This window comes from Thiomicrorhabdus sp. Kp2, assembly GCF_000478585.1.
In the GTDB taxonomy this organism is placed as follows: domain Bacteria; phylum Pseudomonadota; class Gammaproteobacteria; order Thiomicrospirales; family Thiomicrospiraceae; genus Thiomicrorhabdus.
Genome location: NZ_ARWI01000001.1, coordinates 1,847,269 through 1,866,051, shown reverse-complemented (window position 1 = coordinate 1,866,051; position 18,783 = coordinate 1,847,269). Strand labels below are relative to the sequence as shown.

The 18,783-nt window shown below is 40.1% G+C and carries 17 protein-coding genes; 10 read left to right on the top strand and 7 right to left on the bottom strand.

Translation table 11 applies throughout. From position 1 onward, the window contains the following. Positions 1-2: 2 nt before the first annotated feature. Positions 3-2,276, bottom strand: coding sequence for a DNA helicase II (gene uvrD / locus A379_RS08525; RefSeq protein ID WP_040727492.1), 2,274 nt, complete (start codon positions 2,274-2,276; stop codon positions 3-5). A 525-nt stretch (positions 2,277-2,801) separates the two neighbouring features. Here uvrD and trxA point away from each other — a divergent pair. From trxA to hemE, 5 genes are all read left to right on the top strand, one after another. Then, the gene (gene trxA, locus A379_RS08520; protein WP_040727491.1) at positions 2,802-3,116 is read left to right on the top strand and encodes a thioredoxin TrxA; all 315 of its coding nucleotides are present in this window, start codon (positions 2,802-2,804) and stop codon (positions 3,114-3,116) included. A 152-nt stretch (positions 3,117-3,268) separates the two neighbouring features. After that, the gene (rho, locus tag A379_RS08515; RefSeq protein ID WP_040727489.1) at positions 3,269-4,525 is read left to right on the top strand and encodes a transcription termination factor Rho; all 1,257 of its coding nucleotides are present in this window, start codon (positions 3,269-3,271) and stop codon (positions 4,523-4,525) included. A gap of 164 nt (positions 4,526-4,689) precedes the next feature. Continuing rightward, complete coding sequence (locus tag A379_RS08510) at positions 4,690-4,938, top strand: type B 50S ribosomal protein L31 (protein WP_029408379.1); 249 nt, start codon at positions 4,690-4,692, stop codon at positions 4,936-4,938. Between the two features lie 455 nt (positions 4,939-5,393). Continuing rightward, positions 5,394-6,212, top strand: coding sequence for a thermonuclease family protein (locus A379_RS08505; RefSeq protein WP_040727487.1), 819 nt, complete (start codon positions 5,394-5,396; stop codon positions 6,210-6,212). Positions 6,213-6,374: 162 nt separating this feature from the next. Then, positions 6,375-7,439, top strand: coding sequence for a uroporphyrinogen decarboxylase (gene hemE / locus A379_RS08500; protein WP_040727486.1), 1,065 nt, complete (start codon positions 6,375-6,377; stop codon positions 7,437-7,439). 97 nt (positions 7,440-7,536) lie between these two features. Here hemE and A379_RS08495 read toward each other — a convergent pair whose 3' ends face one another. The 3 genes from A379_RS08495 to mutY form a co-directional block, all read right to left on the bottom strand. Further along, a complete protein-coding gene (locus A379_RS08495) occupies positions 7,537-8,742 on the bottom strand; it encodes an EAL and HDOD domain-containing protein (RefSeq protein WP_040727484.1) in 1,206 nt (401 codons plus the stop codon). A gap of 35 nt (positions 8,743-8,777) precedes the next feature. Next, complete coding sequence (locus A379_RS08490) at positions 8,778-9,047, bottom strand: oxidative damage protection protein (protein WP_040727483.1); 270 nt, start codon at positions 9,045-9,047, stop codon at positions 8,778-8,780. 89 nt (positions 9,048-9,136) lie between these two features. After that, complete coding sequence (gene mutY, locus A379_RS08485) at positions 9,137-10,267, bottom strand: A/G-specific adenine glycosylase (RefSeq protein WP_040727482.1); 1,131 nt, start codon at positions 10,265-10,267, stop codon at positions 9,137-9,139. Between the two features lie 126 nt (positions 10,268-10,393). Here mutY and trmB point away from each other — a divergent pair, with 126 nt between their 5' ends. Further along, positions 10,394-11,116, top strand: a complete 723-nt coding sequence (gene trmB, locus A379_RS08480; protein ID WP_040727480.1) for a tRNA (guanosine(46)-N7)-methyltransferase TrmB — start codon at positions 10,394-10,396, stop codon at positions 11,114-11,116. 32 nt (positions 11,117-11,148) lie between these two features. On the opposite strand, the gene A379_RS08475 is transcribed toward trmB, so the two are convergent. Both A379_RS08475 and hemW read right to left on the bottom strand, forming a co-directional pair. Next, entirely contained in the window at positions 11,149-13,290 is a 2,142-nt protein-coding gene (locus A379_RS08475; RefSeq protein WP_040727478.1) for an AsmA family protein, read from the bottom strand. A gap of 54 nt (positions 13,291-13,344) precedes the next feature. Continuing rightward, a complete protein-coding gene (hemW, locus tag A379_RS08470; protein WP_081696380.1) occupies positions 13,345-14,502 on the bottom strand; it encodes a radical SAM family heme chaperone HemW in 1,158 nt (385 codons plus the stop codon). Between the two features lie 226 nt (positions 14,503-14,728). Between hemW and A379_RS08465 the strand changes: the two genes are divergently transcribed. Together A379_RS08465 and A379_RS08460 are read left to right on the top strand one after the other, a co-directional pair. Further along, entirely contained in the window at positions 14,729-15,127 is a 399-nt protein-coding gene (locus tag A379_RS08465) for a hypothetical protein (protein WP_040727475.1), read from the top strand. A gap of 111 nt (positions 15,128-15,238) precedes the next feature. Continuing rightward, positions 15,239-16,636, top strand: a complete 1,398-nt coding sequence (locus A379_RS08460; RefSeq protein WP_040727474.1) for an MBL fold metallo-hydrolase RNA specificity domain-containing protein — start codon at positions 15,239-15,241, stop codon at positions 16,634-16,636. Positions 16,637-16,740: 104 nt separating this feature from the next. Here the strand turns inward: A379_RS08460 and rdgB are convergent, their stop codons facing one another. Then, positions 16,741-17,352, bottom strand: a complete 612-nt coding sequence (rdgB, locus tag A379_RS08455; protein ID WP_040727472.1) for an RdgB/HAM1 family non-canonical purine NTP pyrophosphatase — start codon at positions 17,350-17,352, stop codon at positions 16,741-16,743. A 101-nt stretch (positions 17,353-17,453) separates the two neighbouring features. Here rdgB and A379_RS08450 point away from each other — a divergent pair, with 101 nt between their 5' ends. Both A379_RS08450 and A379_RS08445 read left to right on the top strand, forming a co-directional pair. Then, the gene (locus A379_RS08450; RefSeq protein ID WP_051145112.1) at positions 17,454-18,389 is read left to right on the top strand and encodes a YicC/YloC family endoribonuclease; all 936 of its coding nucleotides are present in this window, start codon (positions 17,454-17,456) and stop codon (positions 18,387-18,389) included. 176 nt (positions 18,390-18,565) lie between these two features. Further along, the gene (locus tag A379_RS08445) at positions 18,566-18,775 is read left to right on the top strand and encodes a hypothetical protein (RefSeq protein WP_040727470.1); all 210 of its coding nucleotides are present in this window, start codon (positions 18,566-18,568) and stop codon (positions 18,773-18,775) included. The last annotated feature ends 8 nt before the right edge of the window (positions 18,776-18,783 follow it).

Below are 18,783 nucleotides of genomic sequence, written 5' to 3'. Positions count from 1 at the left end.
AACTACCCCTTTTTCTCTAAATTAGCATAAGCGGTCACTAACCATTTTGACCCTGCATGAGTAAAGTTGATTTGAATACGCGCATGGTCGCCACTGCCTTCGGTACCCGTTACAACACCATCACCAAACTTTTGATGAAAGACACGCTCCCCCACACTAAATCCCGTTTCATTGACCGTACTGTTTAAACCAAAAGTAGGTTGTTGTGCATAACCACCAAACGCTGGCGCCACCGAACCCGACATGCGAACCGCCTCAATACAATCTTGCGGAATCTCTTTAATAAAACGTGATGGCACAGGAAAGAGCTCTTTACCATGCAAACGACGGCGTGTAGCGTAGGTAATCATCAATTGCTTTTCGGCACGAGTCACGCCAACGTAAGCGAGACGACGCTCTTCTTCTAAACGTGAAGCGTCTTCATGCGATTGTTGTGATGGGAATAAACCTTCTTCGACCCCAATCATAAACACCAATGGAAACTCCAACCCTTTGGCGGCATGCAAGGTCATTAATTGAACAGAAGATTCCCACTCATCGGCCTGACGTTCCCCCGCTTCTAAAGCCGCTTGTGCCAAGAATTCCGATAACGGGTTATCAAAGGTTGGCGTGAGCATAATGGTATTGCCGTCTTCATCAACGCCTTCAACTGTGGCAGAAGCCATAAACGCTTGTTGTTCGGTTTCTACACCTTGGGCATTTTGCTGGGCATTGGCTTGTTTAAATTGGCTAGCGGCGTTGATTAATTCGTCAATGTTTTCTAAACGGCCTTGACCTTGTTCTGAACGGTCTTTTTCAAAGTGCGCTTGCAACCCCGATTGCGACACGACTTTGAGCATTTGGTCTTCAAGATTCAGCGCTTGCGTGAGTTCATCCAAAGTCTCAATTAACTCCAAAAACCCTGCTACCGAAGATTTGGCCTTTGGCGTTAAGCCATTTTCAGCAAGTTGTTTGGCGGCATCCCAAAGTGGAATTTGGTTATGCTTGGCGACTTCTCGAATGGTATCGGCGGTTTTTTGACCGATGCCTCTTGGCGGATGATTGTAAGCGCGCTCAAAGGCGGCATCGTCTGCTCGGTTAACCAGTAAACGCAAATAACTTAAAACATCTTTAATCTCGGCGCGATCATAAAAACGTAAACCGCCATAAACTCGATACGGAATTTGTGCTTGCATTAAGGCTTGCTCTAAAATTCGTGACTGGGCGTTTGAGCGATATAAAATCGCCGCTTCATTACGTGCACCACCGTTTTCACACCACTGTTCAATTTGGTTACAGACATAACGTGCCTCGTCCATTTCATTCATGGCTTCATAGACTTTAATCGGGTCACCCTTTTCGCCTGCCGACCAAAGCTCTTTACCCATGCGTGAGGTGTTATTGGCAATTAAGCCGTTGGCGGCAGTCAAAATCGTTTCGGTTGAGCGATAGTTCTGTTCTAAACGCACCATTTTGACATTGGCAAAATCTTCATCAAACTGGCGAATATTTTCGACCTTAGCACCACGCCAACCGTAAATAGATTGGTCATCATCGCCCACCACAAATAACTTACCAGAACCACCTGCCAACACTCTTAACCAAGCGTACTGCAAACTGTTGGTATCTTGAAATTCGTCCACCAAAATGTGTTTAAAACGCGCTTGATAATGTGCCAGCACTAATGGTTGTTTTAACCATAATTCATGTGCTCTTAACAGCAGTTCGGCAAAATCTACCAGGCCTGATCGTTGGCACTGCTCTTCATAAGCTTTATAGACCTGAACCATTTTGCCAACAAACGGGTTGTGACCAATATCAATGTGATGTGGGCGTCTGCCCTCTTCTTTTTCGCCATTAATAAAGGCTTGAATCTGTTTATGTGGCCACTGAGCCTCATCTAACTCCATCGCTTTTAATAGGCGTTTAATCACTCGTTTTTGGTCATCTGAATCTAAAATCTGGAAATCTTTTGGCAGGCCTGCTTCTTGGTGATGTTGGCGCAAAATACGATAAGCAATCCCGTGAAACGTACCCATAGTGAGTCCACTGGCTTGCTGACCAATGAGTTTTTCTATACGGCCACGCATCTCATTAGACGCTTTATTGGTAAAGGTAACCGCCAATACATTATAAGGAGAGTGCCCCATAACCTGCGTTAGCCAAGCAATACGGTGTACCAACACACGGGTTTTACCACTGCCTGCGCCCGCTAAAATCAAAGCGTGAGTTTCATCAGCCGTGACCGCTTCACGCTGCGCATCATTCAAATCATTTAATATAAAAGAGATATCCATCAAAAATTCCGTGTGCGTTATTTAAAGCAAACTGACCAGGCCTGGTTGTTTATAACAATAACCAATTAAGTGCTTTAAATAATGTTATAAGTGGTAATAAACGCTAAATTGAGTTTAAAATTAGCACTTAGCCATAAAAAATAATGCTTCATATCGTACGATAAATTGCCTTAAATTTGGCGAAATTGATAAAACTTAAATGATAAAGCAAAATCGTCATACTTAGTTACCAGGCCTGGTAGATTAAGGAGTTCATAGCTAACACCGAAAAAAACATCACTTTTTTCTAATGTTTTTTTAATATTAAGACTTGATATTTAAAAAATCTTCCTGTAATGTTTGCTCAATATCAAAGAACATTGAATTTTATTCAAAACGAATTTCAGTTGGTATCAACAAGTTCGACATCACATCAAACAGAAAAAATCCATACAGCTCCTACACGTTTTAAATTACACGACCTACTCTAAAAACTGAGTATGCGTGATATGTGTATCTGTATGATAATAAGAGTTAGGAGAAAACATGATCTCAACAAGCGATTCAAACTTTGACGCAGAAGTTTTACAATCAGACATTCCAGTATTAGTGGATTTTTGGGCAGAATGGTGTGGCCCTTGTAAAATGATTGCCCCAATCTTAGACGATATTTGTTCTGAGTATGAAGGCAAAGTTAAAGTAGCTAAATTAAACATTGACGAAAACCCTGCTACCCCACCTAAATATGGTGTACGTGGTATCCCAACATTAATGTTATTTAAAAACGGTGAAGTAGATGCAACTCAAGTAGGCGCATTATCTAAATCACAGTTAACGGCTTTCTTAGACGGAAACCTATAATATCTTCCTCCCCAACGTTAACTTGTTGGGGAGCAAAATCCTCTCTTTTTAGTCATTAGAACTTCAGTAAGAAACTCAAAAAAACTCAATCATTGAACGAATTTAATATTCATTTCAACTCTTCAAGAAACCATCAAATAAAAAATTAAACTATGCATTTACTCGATTTAAAAAAACAATCTGCCGCTAAACTTTTAGACCTTGCTGCTAGCATGGGTTTAGACAACCTAGCGCGTTTACGCAAACAAGACATCATTTTTGCCATTTTAAAAGGTCACTCAAAAAAGGGTGAAGATATCTTTGGTGAAGGTGTATTAGAAATCTTGCCTGATGGTTTTGGTTTCTTACGTTCTGGTGACGGCTCCTACTTAGCTGGCCCTGATGATCTTTATGTTTCACCTAGTCAAATCCGCCGTTTTGGATTACGTAAAGGGGATACCATTCAAGGTAAAATTCGCCCGCCTAAAGAGGGTGAGCGTTATTTTGCGTTGTTAAAAGTTGAAAAAATCAACTTTGAAGACCCTGATGTCGCTCGTAAGAAAATTGCCTTTGAGAACTTAACCCCTTTACACGCTCAAGAGCGTTTAAAAATGGAAATTGGTAATGGTAGTACCGAAGATATTACCCCACGTATTATTGATATTGCCGCACCATTTGGTAAAGGTCAGCGTGGTCTCATCGTTGCACCGCCTAAATCGGGTAAAACGGTTATTCTTCAGCAAATGGCGCAATCGATTGCCGAAAACTATCCTGATGCTTACTTAATTGTACTGCTGATTGACGAGCGTCCAGAAGAAGTGACCGAGATGCAACGTACGGTTAAAGGTGAAGTTATCTCCTCTACTTTTGACGAACCCGCTTCTCGACACGTTCAAGTGGCAGAAATGGTGATCGAAAAAGCCAAACGTTTAACTGAACATAAAACAGACGTTATTATCTTATTAGACTCTATTACTCGTTTAGCACGTGCTTACAATACGGTTGTGCCTGCATCAGGTAAGATTTTAACGGGTGGTGTGGATGCGAATGCTTTACACCGTCCAAAACGTTTCTTTGGTGCGGCACGTAATATTGAAGAAGGAGGCTCTTTAACCATTATTGCCACGGCTCTTGTGGATACTGGTTCTAAAATGGACGAGGTTATCTTTGAAGAGTTCAAAGGTACAGGTAACATGGAACTACACCTTTCTCGCAATATTGCAGAAAAACGTACTTTCCCAGCGATCAACCTGACGAAGTCGGGGACTCGTAAAGAAGAGTTACTGACCACTCCTGAAGAGTTACAAAATATTTGGATTCTTCGTCGTTTCTTACAATCAATGAATGAAGTTGAAGCGATAGAAACATTGATTGATCAAATGAAAGTATCAAAAACAAACCAGGCATTATTTGATGCCATGAAAGGCTAAAAAGCCACTAAGAGAGAGTTGCTGTAAATAATTGTTACGCAACTAAAACACTGTATTCATTGGTAAAAATTTGCAACCAACTGTAAAAAGTTTGTTGCAATTCTTATTTTTAAGAATATAATGCTCATTTTTTAAAGAATTAACTAATTAATTGGACCGTCATCATGAAAGCAGACATTCATCCAGAGTACAAAGAAGTAGTTTTCCAGGATATCTCAACTGGCGAAACTTTCATTACTCGTTCAACAATTGAAAAGACTTCTGGCGACACTATTACTCTAGACGGTAAAGACTACCCGCTAGTACGTGTTGAAGTTTCTAGCGCATCTCACCCTTTCTACACTGGTAAGCAGACTCTTGTAGATACTGAAGGTCGTGTTGAGAAATTCAAGCAGAAATACGCTCGTCGTTAATCAAATCTTTTTGATTACACAAAAAAGCGCTATTGGCCAAAAGCCTCTAGCGCTTTTTTTATAGCTGAATTTTAATGAATGGGTATCCATATTTTGTGTATTGATTATTCAGCATTGTAAAAAATCAACCACGAAGTCACTAAGACACGAAGATATAAAAATAAATAGAAACCACTATATCTATATGAACACAATCCTTACATTGACCCATGTCTTAATCACTTATTTATAAAGCTTTAGAACCTATAACCAATTACATTGAGATTGGTTATTCATTCAAATAAAACAGATGTTAGATTTTAGAGTCTCTTCGTGCTTTCGTGTCTTCGTGGTTAAAACTTTCATTTTATCAATCATACAATGCGCTTAGGTAAATATTCAGTAAACACACAACCATCAAGCTTTGGCTTATCAATTGCTTTGTATTTCTCACTAAAATCATTACAATCAAAGCCATGAAAATACTAAATTCCCCGCTTGTTATCTTAACCACACTTTTTCTCTCACTAAATGTTTTAGCTGCTGATGAAAAAAGCTGTGCCATCGACACCAAAAAGCTACTTTGGACTAAAGCTGAATACGCGATTACGGGCGACACCATTGTCATTAACAAACAAAGAGTCAAGCTCGCAGGTATTTATGCGCCACAATTAGAAAAAAAACAAAAATGGCATACACCTGGCGAACCTCTAGCCAAAGAGTCGCAAACCTTTTTAAATAAATTGCTGGCTAATAATGATTTAGAAGTGGGCGTTGAATTTGATAGCACACGTTTAGACAATCGTAACCGCCAACTTGCCCACCTATTTTTTAAAGATGGCACCAGTGTTCAACAAAAAATGCTTGAGAGTGGTTTTGCTCTAAACCGTTCAATGTACAACAACCTCAAACATGCCGACTGTTACTATAAAGCCGAACAAAAAGCCCGTAATGGCGGTTATCAACTTTGGGATTTTTTAGCCAAAAACCCAGATAGACATTTTCCGTTGGCTGAAAGCACCACGCTCACGTCGGACGATGAAGGTTTTAGAATCATTAAAGGTAAAGTCGTTAAAGTAGATAAGTCTTCAACCAACTATATTATTAATATGGATACTACGGGTATCCGTGTTCAAAAGAAGTATTGGGATAAATTTGTTTACGACCAATTAGAAGCCTTGAAAGGTAAAACCATTGAAGTACGTGGCTACGCTTACCTCTATAAAGGCGCTATGTATATGATTATTAAAGAACCCTACGCCATCGCCAACTTTAGTCCAATTGGTGCACCCTAATTTAAGTTACCAGGCCTGGTAGATTATTTGTTCTTAACAAGCTGTTTGATTCAAGCAAATAGCTTGCTCGCCAAGTAACACTTTGTGTAAATTCTTGCTTTAAGGTCACTTTACGCTAAAATAACCCCCTATTTTTTAAGCGTTAACAGAAAGGGCCTTGTTATGGCAGAGTTACAAAACGATCGTTTTTTACGTGCACTTCTTAAAGAACCAGTTGACCGCACGCCTGTTTGGATGATGCGTCAAGCGGGTCGTTATCTGCCAGAATACCGTGCAACTCGTGCTAAAGCGGGCTCATTTATGGATCTTTGTAAAAACGCAGAATTAGCGTGCGAAGTGACCATTCAGCCTTTAGACCGCTATCCGCTTGATGCGGCTATTCTATTTTCAGATATCTTAACGATTCCTGATGCTATGGGACTTGAACTACGTTTTGCTGAAGGTGAAGGTCCTATCTTTGATAAACCCATCAAAACACAAGCCGATGTTGACCGCCTATTTGTTCCAGATATGGGTTCTGACTTAGGTTATGTAATGAATGCGGTCAGTACCATTCGTAAAGAGTTAAATGGCCGTGTACCCTTAATTGGTTTTTCTGGTAGTCCATGGACTTTAGCAACCTATATGGTTGAAGGTGGTTCAAGCAAGCAGTTTGGTAAAGTCAAAGGCATGATGTTTGAACAACCAAAAATGATGCACCAAATCTTAGACGTTTTAGCAGACTCCGTAACCGCTTATTTAAACGCTCAGATTGAAGCTGGCGCACAAGCGGTACAAATCTTTGATACTTGGGGTGGCTTATTAACGCCACGTGATTACAAAGCTTTCTCACTAGACTATATGGCTAAAATTGTTGATGGCTTAATCAAAGAGAAAGATGGCCGTAAAGTCCCATGTATTCTTTACACCAAAGGTGGTGGTCAGTGGTTACACGCCATGGCGGATGCAGGCGCAGACTGTTTAGGTATTGACTGGACAATGGACATGGCTGACGCGCGTGCCCAAGTAGGTGACCGTGTAGCCCTTCAAGGGAATATGGATCCAACGGTTCTTTATGCCTCTCCTGAACGTGTTCGTCAAGAAGTAAAAAGCGTATTAGAGAGCTATGGTAAAGGCGAAGGTCATATCTTTAACCTTGGCCATGGTATTCACCCTGGAATTGACCCAGAGACGGTTGATGCGTTTATCAATGCCGTTGTAGATTACAGTCCTGAATATCATAAATAATCGTTAGACACTCTTTATAGAGAGTCATAGGTTATAAAGCAAAAAGCCCTCACTTTGAAGTGAGGGCTTTTTTATGACTTAAAAATAATAAACTTAACTAACCTAAGTCAACATTCTCAGCAAACTGCATTGCTTTAAGGTACAAATTAGAAGCTTCTGTTGCGGTTATGGAGTCAGGCACAATAAAGTCTGTTTTTCCTTGCTCCAACCCTTTCACCATCGTTAATACATGCCCCAAATCGCCCTGCTCTTCTAACAAAGCGGCTTCTACCATTGGTTCGAGTCCTAATTTTTTTATCAGGCTAGAAAGCTCAGCGTCCATCACCGCATCCAAACATGAAAACAGGCCAACCGTAAAATAACTATCAATAGATGCTTTACCGATTTTACCACCCACTAACTCACAAAATTTAGCGCGGGTTAAGGCGGTCGTAAACAGTTCAACAGGCTTATCATCAACACCCGAAAGCACTAACATGCTTGCCCAGCTCTTTAAGCGGTTCAAACCAAAACGTAACACCGCATCGTGAATGGAGGCGATCTGTATGCCTGTATGATTGGTTTCTGCCACAAATTTAAGTAGTTTTTGGCTTAAAGAAACATCTTTACTGATAATATCCGACAAGCAATGCATATCGACATCAGGGTCATACACTTTAGAGAGTAATTCTAGAATGGTAAGTTTATTATTAGGTAGGCGTTTACCTTGAATAATTTTAGGTTTGGCAAAGAAATAACCTTGAAAATAGTCAAAGCCTAATTTGACACAAAACTCATATTGTTCACGGGTCTCAACCTTCTCGGCCAATAATAAAATTCCCTGTGCCTTCAATCTGGCAGTGTGTTCGGCTAATTTTTTAGGCCCTACTTGAGTGATTTCAACCTTAATGATGTCGGCAAACCGTTCTAGCGGCTGTAACTCGGGATTAAAAATATAATCATCCAGCGCAATCTTAAAACCAAGCTCTTTTAGTTTGGTAAGCGAAGAAATTAATTGAGGAGAAACGCTGATATCTTCTAAGACTTCAATGACCACTTTCTTTTTTGGAAAAAAGGGTTGGTACTCTCTTAATAATAGACCCTCAGTGAAATTAATAAACCCTTTATGTTGGCCTAAAACTTCCTCTAAACCCATCTCGCCAAAGACATTCATCATCACTTGAGCAGAAGCGGTATCCCCGCCTAAAATCATCGCATGATTGTTTTGCGAACCACTACGAAACAGCAACTCATAAGCAATGACTTCTAAGTTTCTATTAAAAATAGGCTGACGACCTACATAAATATCAATTAATTGACTCACTCTTTTCTTACCTTAAAAACACCTCATCCAGGTGATTAAACAGACTTAAACTCTTCAGGCATATCAATGTCCTGATCATCAAATAAGAACTTTTGCATCTCTTCCAATAAAAAAGTACGTGCTTTAGGGTCTAGGCTCGATAAACGATACTCATTAATTAAAATCGTTTGTTGGCCTAACCACTGTTTCCAAGCTTCTTTAGAAACATTATCGTAGACTTTTTGACCTAACTCACCTGGAAACGGTAAAAAATCTAACCCTTCTAACTCTTCACCCATTTTTACGCAATTTACTGTTCTGCTCATAATCTACTCCGTAACCCATCTAGATTGTTTTATCTGTTATTTTTGTTTTTAATAATTTTTATAATTTTATATTTTTTTTATAAATTAACTCAACTTAAGCCATCACTCTTACGTTTGTCTAGAAGCGTTATTAACTTAGTGACTGGTGCAGGTAAACCCACCTTGCTTTGCATTAGCGCCTCTAATGAATACCATTCACCAAAATGCTCTATTTGAGCTTTTGGTTCTGCTTGCAAACGGTATTCAGCGTTAAGCTCAGCGACCTGCTTTTTAAACTCCCCACTCATATCTAAATAAACAGGATGAATATCTAAATGATAGTGAGAAAAAGTATGTCTGAAAGTATCCCATTCTATCAAAGTATCTGCATGACTTCCTTGGCTTTCTGCATATTGCTCACACAAGGTACGACTTTCAAATTCGGGTAAACTCCATAAGCCGCCCCAAATCCCTTTTTGAGGTCGTTTTTTTAGAAAGACATCGCCATTTTCATTGGCCTGAATCAATAACCAGGCCTGCTTGATTGGTTTTTCCTTTTTGGGCTTTTTATAAGGAAAATCCAACACTCTATCTTGCTGATAAGCTTGGCAGTACGGCTGTTGAGGACAGGCCTGGCAATTTGGTTTACTGCGTGTACAGAGCGTAGCCCCTAAATCCATAATGGCTTGAGTGTAGTCTGCAAAACGCTCTGGCGGTGTTAATTCACTGGCTTTAAGCCATAGGTCATTTTCTATGACCTTTTCACCAGGCCAACCTTCAATGGCATAATAACGGCTTAAAACTCGCTTTACATTGCCATCTAAAATGGCATATTTTTGTTGCAAAGCAATGGATAAAATCGCCCCCGCTGTTGAACGACCAATGCCAGGTAGAGCGACAATTTCATCAAAATTCTGGGGAAATTCACCGCCATATTCATTGACGATAATTTGCGCGCTTTTATGTAAATTACGCCCACGAGCATAATAACCCAGGCCTGCCCAATGTGATAAAACCTGCTCTTGAGATGCATTGACTAAATCTTTAACCGTTGGGAAATGGCTCATAAACTTTTGGTAATAAGGAATCACGGTTTTAACTTGAGTTTGCTGCAACATAATTTCAGAGACCCAAACACGGTATGGATTAATCTCTTGTTGCCAAGGCAGGTCGTGGCGTCCGTATTGGTCAAACCAAGCGAGTAGTCGAGCAGAAAAGTTGTTTTTATTATGTATTGTCATGAGTTCACTAAACAGAAATAAACGCGGCAAAACACGCTTAAAGAATTGTATTTTTTGATTTACGTTATACTATACGCAATCAAAATTAACTCAACCTATTCTTAGACCTTTGCACCCTAGAAAATTATGACTGAAGAAAACAAATCCAACCCTACTCAAGACGATAATCGTCCTACCATCACTCACCGTATTAAAAGCTTTGTATTACGCCAAGGGCGTTTGTCCGCGGCACAACAAAATGCGATTGATACGCAATGGCCTAAGTTTGGTTTAACCGTCAGTGATGAATTATTAGATTTAACCGAACTGTTTGGTCGTGATGCGCCCACCATTGTTGAAATTGGTTTTGGTATGGGAAAAAGTTTGGCTGAGATGGCTGAGGCCAATCCACAGCAAAACTATATTGGGATTGAAGTTCACAGGCCTGGTATCGGTGCTTTATTAAAGCTGGTAGAGGAGAAAGGTTTAACCAATATTCGTGTCTATAACCACGATGCCATTGAAGTGTTAGAAAAATGCATTCCTAAAAATTCTTTAGCGGGTGTTTATCTGTTCTTCCCTGACCCTTGGCATAAAAAACGCCATAACAAGCGCCGTATTGTGCAACCTGCTTTTGCGCAAACCATCGCTTCACACTTAAAACCAGGTGGGCAATTTCATATGGCTACCGACTGGGAAGATTATGCCTTGCACATGATGGAAGTGATGAATGCGGCTGAAAACTACCGCAATATCAGTGGTGAAGGCCAATACACACCGAGACCAGAGTACCGCCCTTTAACTAAGTTTGAGGCGCGTGGCCACAGTTTAGGGCATGGCGTTTGGGATTTGATTTTTGAACGTGTATAACGGCTAAATAACGCTAAGCGCTAAACTTATCACTAGTTAATAAGCGTTTGCAAAGCACTCAGTACGGGCGAAGAATCAATAATTTTGGGGTTTAATTCGGCCAAATTAACCGACCAACTTGGGTTCATCATATCGCCCTGATAAGTCAATGGAATCACTAACCCTTTAAGCTCAGACAATGCTTCAGAGGGTTTGTCTATCTGTAAATGTAAATCCCCTTTCACTTGTTGATTCACTAAACTTAATTCACCATTCCCTGTGCCTTTAAAACGCTCTGCTGTGGCTAAAAAACGTTTGGGGGTAAACACGCCATCGGTAAACTGGCCATTCACTTGCAAACTGTTAAATTCAGTAAACAAGGGCTGCTGAGCATTCAACGCTACCTGACCTTGTAACAGCTGATTTAAATCCAGGCCATATACTCTTGCCTGCTCAATATTCGCATTGATATTACCTTGCAAATTTTTCGCCCAGTCAATCGGGTTTACCCCTTCTGTCTTTAAGGCAAAATGACTATCCAGCGTTCCTGTAACAGGTTGCTGCCCCTTCACAGAGACTTCACTCAACGATAAAGATTTCGTACGACCTTTCCAGAAATATTCAGGCTGTGGTTTCGATAAATCCGCCAAGAGTTTAGATTCAACAATACCCTGTAAAAACGCAATATCAAAAGGAGCAAGTTCTAATTTTCCATTGCGACTGTTCAACTCAAGGTCAATACGTTGAGCCTGTCTATCTAAAGCGCGAAAGTCAACCAGTGTTAACTTTCCTTGAAGAGACGTTGTTTGTAAAAAACTAATCGGAATAGGATAAATACCTTTTTTCAAACCACCAGGCCTGGTAACTTGTGACGCTGTTGGAATATTGGAAGCCGTTTTAATTAAATAATCTTCGAGAGAGAAATCTTTAACCGTTAAATCAAATACCGTAGTGGCATTGACTGAGTCCATAGAGCCAAAAGGGATGCTTAAATAACCCGTAATGTCTGACTCATCTACCTTAACCTTTACTTGTTCTATAGAGAGTTTTTTACCATCCCAGCGCCAATGAAATGTTCCACTGGCTTGGCTCAAGGCCTTTTGATCGGCCATCTCTGGTGCAGGAAAACCTAAATGTTCAACCCAGGATTTTATATTGATTTCTTTCGCGTCAAATTCACCTTCAAAAACTGGATTTGCACCAAAAGAACCATCAAAACTCGTCTCGACTTGTGAGTTTAGACCTTCTAACACCGCTTTTTTTACATAGATCTGTTGTTGGGAGAAGTCGACCATCAGGTTTTCACCACTGGTCGTTAAACGAATGTCAGGTCGGTTTTGCTCTTTGGGTAGCTGCAAACGAAACACACCATGCCAATTTGCTAGGTGCAACTGACTGAACTGCTTAGCCAATAACATCTGTGCATTAATTTCAAAATCAAATACACGCGGAGACTGACTGTGTTCATACACAAAATCACTGTTCACTTGAAATGGCTTATTCGGCTCTATATCAAAGGTTAATAGATTGGCTTTTTTGAGACTAACACTAAAGTTTTGTTCTCTATCGCTGTAATCAATTTGGGCATTTTTTATAGCCAGGCTTTCTAACTGCCAGCTGTCGTTAACCTGACCAAGATTAAGACTTTTAGCGTGTGTAGAACTTACCACTTTTTTGGCCAAATCATTAACCGACACATCATAGTGAGCCGTGTTCAGCCTTGCAGTTTGTCTCTCTTGAGAAACGATTTCTGCCAATTGGTTTGCTGAGAATAGCCCCGCTAAAAACTTAATATCCGACCAGTTGTTTTTATCGGCCTGTTTAATAAAGTGAACATGCGGCTCAATCAACTCTAAGCTAATCACCTTAAGTTTTTTCTCTAAAAAAAGCGCCCTTAATGAAAGTTCAATTTGCGCTTCTTTCATTGTCATCAAATTTTCTGTCTCAAAACCAGGTTGGTTCTTTAAGCGCATATCCCCCATATGAAACATAAACGGTAAAATGGAAACCTTAACCTCTCCTTCAATCTTAAAATCTCGCTGAGTCAGTTGGGCAACTTCTTGTTCTATTTGAGGTTTGTATTGATTGAAGTCAATTAAACTCACCGCGCCTGCAAACGCTAAAAAAAGCAGTATGGGGATTATGGCAAGAATTAAAATGGCACGTTTGGTCCACTTAATGGTCGTTTTAGTCACAGGTTTAGCCCTTAGGTTCAAAATGGGTTTTTGTTGGCAAAAACATTATACGATTTACTCATTCAAAAAAGCACTCACCACATTATTAAGATACTGTTGACCTTTGTCAGTTAACATTAGCCAATTGTCTTGATTAATGCCAATCAACGCTTGGGCTTGAAGGTCTTCTAAAATTTCATTAATCCGATTTTGTGGTAACCCTGTTCGCAAGGTAAATAAATTCAAATCAAAGCCCTGCTGTAAACGCAAAGCGTTCAACATAAATTCAAAAATCGCATCGGCTTCTTCCAACCAGTGTGTACGGCCTGCATTAGGTGATTTCATCGCCTCAACATACCCACCAGGAGAAGCGGGCATTTGGGTTCTCAAAATACGCCCTTCTGGCGCCATGGTAATTTTGCCATGTGCACCCGCACCTAAACCAATGTAATCGCCAAACTGCCAATAATTTAGGTTATGTTTACATTGGCGATTCTTTTGCGCGTAAGCCGACACTTCATAATGTTCATAACCTGCATTGGCAATCACTTGCTGACAAGCTTGTTGAAACTCCCAGGCCTGGTCATCATTGGGAAGAATAGGCGGATTTTTATAAAAAGGGGTATTTGGCTCTAAGGTCAATTGATAATGTGATAAGTGTGGAGGTTGATAACTTATTGCTTGCTCCACATCGGCAATGGCCTGTTCTAAGGTTTGGTTGGGCAAGGCAAACATTAAGTCTAAATTAAAGTTCTTAAAACCTGCTGATTTGGCCGCTAAAATCGCTTTATGCGCTTCGTCCGAAGAGTGAATTCGGCCTAACGCCTGTAACTTTTCATTTTCAAAACTCTGAATCCCCATCGACAGACGATTAATTCCCGCCTCATAAAAACCTGCAAATTTTTCAAAATCCACCGTACCTGGGTTCGCCTCAAGAGTGATTTCTATTTCGGGTGAAAACCCTAATAAGGCTCTAGCTTGAGATAAAAAACGGTTCAAACCCTCTTCGGAAATTAGGCTCGGCGTACCGCCACCAAAAAAGATAGAGACAATCGGTCTGCCCCAAATTTGCGGCAATAAACGCTCTAGCTGCACAATTAACGCCTTAATATAAGCGGCTTCATCGACCTCTTGTTTAAGCGTGTGTGAATTAAAATCACAATATGGGCATTTTTGAACACACCAAGGGTAATGCACATACAAACTAAGCGGAAGCGGTTGAGTAAAATTCACACAGTTCTCTCTAAAATTGATGTTACCAGGCCTGTCAGCTGTATCAGAAGGCCTATATTTTGCGTTTATTCTAACGTTTTCTCATATTTTTCGAGGGTAAAATTAACCCTATGCGCCTCTTTCATAACTCTATCTTGAGCATGCCCAACAATTTTAAATACCTGTTTTTATTGAAAATTAACTCAACATTAAGAGATACTGATATTCCACATTAGAGGGGATACACATGTTACATAAACACACTATAACCCTAGTAATCTCTTGCATGACACTGCTCTCGTTTACTCATAACAGCTCAGCCGCTGAACCAATTACCCACGCAATTTTAATAACCCCTATTCAAGGCCAACCCACTCAGGACAACCCGTCCCCAGTTGAACTTATCATTACGACAGGTGAAGCCAAAGGCTGTAAAGCCCAGGGCACAGCGTATTTAAATCATCAAAGATTGCGTTATGAATTTAAATTACAACCAATCCATTGCATAAAACAAGGTCAAGTTATCCCTGTGGGAACGGTGGTTCGCGGACAACATAATATTAAAGGCACTATGGCTAATAGCGGTTTAGGACGTGATTATTTAGTTTCGAATAAAGGCGTTACCGTTACCTTAGCCAATCAATAATAGTTATTTTGGCAGGCCTGGTAAAAAGCACAAGATATTGATTTTAATTATGTGCTTAGAATCAAGCTTGTGATAATCTGCAAACTTACCCTATAAATAAAGGATTGCATTATGGTTCCCATTCAATCATTTGGTGCGGCAGAAACCGTTACGGGTTCATGCCATTTTTTACAGCTTAAATCTGGCCCTAAAATACTAATCGATTGTGGCATGTTTCAAGGCCATACCGACCATGATTCAGCAGACCCTTTTGGTTTTAACCCTCAAGATGTTGATATTCTACTGATTACTCATGCCCATTTAGATCACGTTGGGCGTATACCTAAGCTAGTTAAAGAAGGTTTTAACGGACGTATTATTGCCACCAGAGCCACTATGGACTTAGCTGAAGTGGTGTTATTAGACAGTGCCAAAATAGCACAAGAAGATTACAAAACGTCACTAAAAAAGGCCAAACGTCGTGGTGATGAAGGTGAAGTGCCTGAACCTATTTATACCATTGACGATGCCAAAGCGGTATTTGATATGAATATTCAATATGCCAACTATAACGAGACCATACAAATCGATAAAGGTGTAAATGCCACCTTTAGAAATGCAGGGCATATATTAGGCTCTTCCACCATTCAACTTGACTTTAGCGATGATGGACAAAATAAAACCGTGGTATTTTCTGGCGATTTGGGTGGCTGCATTGACACAGTTATGACTGCACCTGAAACCGTTCCAAACGCAAACGCACTCTATATAGAATCTACCTATGGTGACCGAAACCATCGCTCTTTAGAAGCGAGTGTGGATGAATTTAAAACCGCTGTAGTTCAAACGATAAAAAACCAAGGTAATGTCATTATTCCTTCCTTTGCCATTGAGCGTACTCAGGAAATTTTGATTTTACTGAAACAGATGTACTACAACGATGAACTACCAGAATGTAAAGTATTTGTAGATTCGCCAATGGCCATCAAGGCGACCGCAATTTACAACCAAAATCACAACCACCTAAACAAAACGGCACAAGAGCTGTTTAATAAAGACGGTTCTGTGTTTGATTTTCCGTATTTGGAATACACCATTAGCGGAGCAGATTCCATGCAAATTAATGAAGTTGAATCGGGTGCCATTATCATTGCTGGAAGCGGCATGTGTAATGGTGGCCGTATTCTTCATCATTTTAAACACCGTTTATGGAACGAAAGAAATACTTTGATTTTTGTAGGTTACCAAGTTGAAGGTACGCTGGGTAGGAACTTAGTGGATGGCGCTGAATTTATTCGTGTGTATGGTGAAAAAATTAAAGTACGCGCCAATCGACTGATGATTAATGGTTTCTCAGCTCATGCAGATCAAAAAGACATGCTTAAATGGATGGGCGCATTTGAAACGCTTGATAAAGTGTTTTTGGTTCACGGAGAGCGCGACAAACAAGAAGTCTTTAAAAAAGCGATTGAAGACAAGTTAAATAAAACCGTGCATATTGTGGAATACGCTGAAGAAGTTTGGGTTTAAAAACAAATATACCAGGCCTGGGTAATTAAACATTTACCAGGCCTGGTAAATTGAAAAACCCAATAGGTCTAACGTAATCACCCAAAATTCAACATTCACAATTATCAAGCACCGCGTCTTAACTGCATAACCAAACCATTCAATGCTTGCGCTCTGTGGCTCACTTGGTTTTTTTGTGCCTTAGGCAACTCTGCCGCTGTTTTAGCAAACTCTTCAACCCAAAAAATCGGGTCATAACCAAATCCACCATCACCTCGCTTTTCAGTCAAGATTTCACCATACCAACGGCCTAAACCAATAATGGGGGTAGGATCATTTTCATGCTCAACATAGACCATCGCACAGTAATAACTGGCTTGTCTTTGTTCAGAAGGCAGGCCTGCCAACTCTTCCAATAACTTTTGAAGATTGGTTTCATCATTAGTGTTTTCACCATGAAGATCCTGCGAATAACGTGCCGAATAGATGCCAGGACGACCTTTTAACGCAGAAACTTCAATGCCAGAATCGTCAGCTATTGCAGGCAACCCCGTTTGTTGAGAAGCGTAACGTGCTTTTAAGATGGCATTTTCAATAAACGTTAGTCCTGTCTCTTCTGCCTCGCTTGAAAAAAACTCTGACTGTGGTTTCACTTGCCATCCATAAGGTTGCAAAATATCAGACATCTCTCGCAACTTACCCGCATTACCTGTCGCCAATACAACGGTTTGTGTCATCTCATTCCCTTTTATTCAGAAGCTTGTTAAATTACCACTATTATAAATGAAGCTTTCAATAGACACTGTTGAAAGCAACACATTCGATAAAAGGATTGGCTATGAATGCCCCACAAAACCAAAATATACAGTACTCTGCCAACAGTATGACGGCCTTTTCCCGTACTCAAGAAAATACTGAACTTGGACAATTTAGCTGGGAGATTCGTTCTGTTAACCAGCGTTATTTAGAAATAAGCCTTCGCCTTCCAGAGCCCTTTAGACACCTTGAAATGGCGATTAGAAACCTGGTTAAACAGCAAATTTCACGTGGTAAACTAGAGATTAGTTTACAATTTGAACCTGCACAAACCCAACAACAAATTCACCTTAACCAAAACGTTTTAACCTCGCTGACACAAGCAGTGAATGAGGTGCAACAATCTCTAATAGAAGCCACACACATTAACCCGCTGGATATTCTAAAATGGCCAGGGGTATTACAAGAAAATAACAAGAATGGCACACAAGACGAGTGGGAAAGCACTCTTCTTACAGGCTTAGAAAACGCATTAAACCTCTTTAGTAATCACCGTTTGCGTGAAGGGCAAAGCTTGGCGGCAATGATTATCGAACGTTGTCAAAAAATCTCACAGCAAATCACTCAGCTAGAACCCAAGTTACCCACAATACTTGAAAAACACACCAATAAACTCAAACAACGCATTGCCGATTTAACGGAAGAGATGGATAACAATCGCTTTCATCAAGAAGTGGCTATATTGGCTCAAAAAATGGATATCAGCGAAGAGATTGACCGCATTAAAATCCACTTGACCGAAGTTGAACTTATTCTCACCAAACCAGTACAAAACCCCAATAAACACTGCGAGTCAATTACACCAATAGGAAGAAGGCTCGACTTTTTAATGCAGGAACTCAACCGAGAAGCCAACACTCTTGGCTCAAAGGCTATCGATACGAGCATTTCACAAGCCAGTGTTGAATTAAAGGTATTCATTGAACAAATGCGTGAACAGGTTCAGAATATTGAGTAACCTTATAAACAACTCGGTAATTTGCATAAAAAATTCTTGCTCTTAATGGTGACTACAAACTTGATATAAATCAAGCTTGTTCATGGAATTTAATTGAAATTCCTAGTCAATATCAGTATAGTTCGAGGTGATATAAAATATAAAAAATAAAAAAACTTTTGTTGAGGCATAAAATCATGAATAACTTTGTAAAAATGTTACTTGTTATCGTTGTATCAGTGGTCATTCCACTTGCAGTTCTACTAGGCATTTGGGCTGATATCCTACCGCAAACAGTACAGGTTGCAATTGGTCTTGCAGGTGTTGCTTTAGCGGCAACATTTATCGTTGTTGGTAACCTATACCTAATGTGGGGCGACATCAAATCAGGTCGTTACAGCAAGTAAACTAATTC

Excerpts from the sequence above, each read along its gene's own strand:
- uvrD (WP_040727492.1), bottom strand. The coding sequence starts at position 2,276 with ATGGATATCTCTTTTATATTAAATGATTTGAATGATGCGCAGCGTGAA.
- trxA (WP_040727491.1), top strand. The coding sequence starts at position 2,802 with ATGATCTCAACAAGCGATTCAAACTTTGACGCAGAAGTTTTACAATCA.
- rho (WP_040727489.1), top strand. The coding sequence starts at position 3,269 with ATGCATTTACTCGATTTAAAAAAACAATCTGCCGCTAAACTTTTAGAC.
- A379_RS08510 (WP_029408379.1), top strand. The coding sequence starts at position 4,690 with ATGAAAGCAGACATTCATCCAGAGTACAAAGAAGTAGTTTTCCAGGAT.
- A379_RS08505 (WP_040727487.1), top strand. The coding sequence starts at position 5,394 with ATGAAAATACTAAATTCCCCGCTTGTTATCTTAACCACACTTTTTCTC.
- hemE (WP_040727486.1), top strand. The coding sequence starts at position 6,375 with ATGGCAGAGTTACAAAACGATCGTTTTTTACGTGCACTTCTTAAAGAA.
- A379_RS08490 (WP_040727483.1), bottom strand. The coding sequence starts at position 9,047 with ATGAGCAGAACAGTAAATTGCGTAAAAATGGGTGAAGAGTTAGAAGGG.
- mutY (WP_040727482.1), bottom strand. The coding sequence starts at position 10,267 with ATGACAATACATAATAAAAACAACTTTTCTGCTCGACTACTCGCTTGG.
- trmB (WP_040727480.1), top strand. The coding sequence starts at position 10,394 with ATGACTGAAGAAAACAAATCCAACCCTACTCAAGACGATAATCGTCCT.
- A379_RS08465 (WP_040727475.1), top strand. The coding sequence starts at position 14,729 with ATGTTACATAAACACACTATAACCCTAGTAATCTCTTGCATGACACTG.
- A379_RS08460 (WP_040727474.1), top strand. The coding sequence starts at position 15,239 with ATGGTTCCCATTCAATCATTTGGTGCGGCAGAAACCGTTACGGGTTCA.
- rdgB (WP_040727472.1), bottom strand. The coding sequence starts at position 17,352 with ATGACACAAACCGTTGTATTGGCGACAGGTAATGCGGGTAAGTTGCGA.
- A379_RS08450 (WP_051145112.1), top strand. The coding sequence starts at position 17,454 with ATGAATGCCCCACAAAACCAAAATATACAGTACTCTGCCAACAGTATG.
- A379_RS08445 (WP_040727470.1), top strand. The coding sequence starts at position 18,566 with ATGAATAACTTTGTAAAAATGTTACTTGTTATCGTTGTATCAGTGGTC.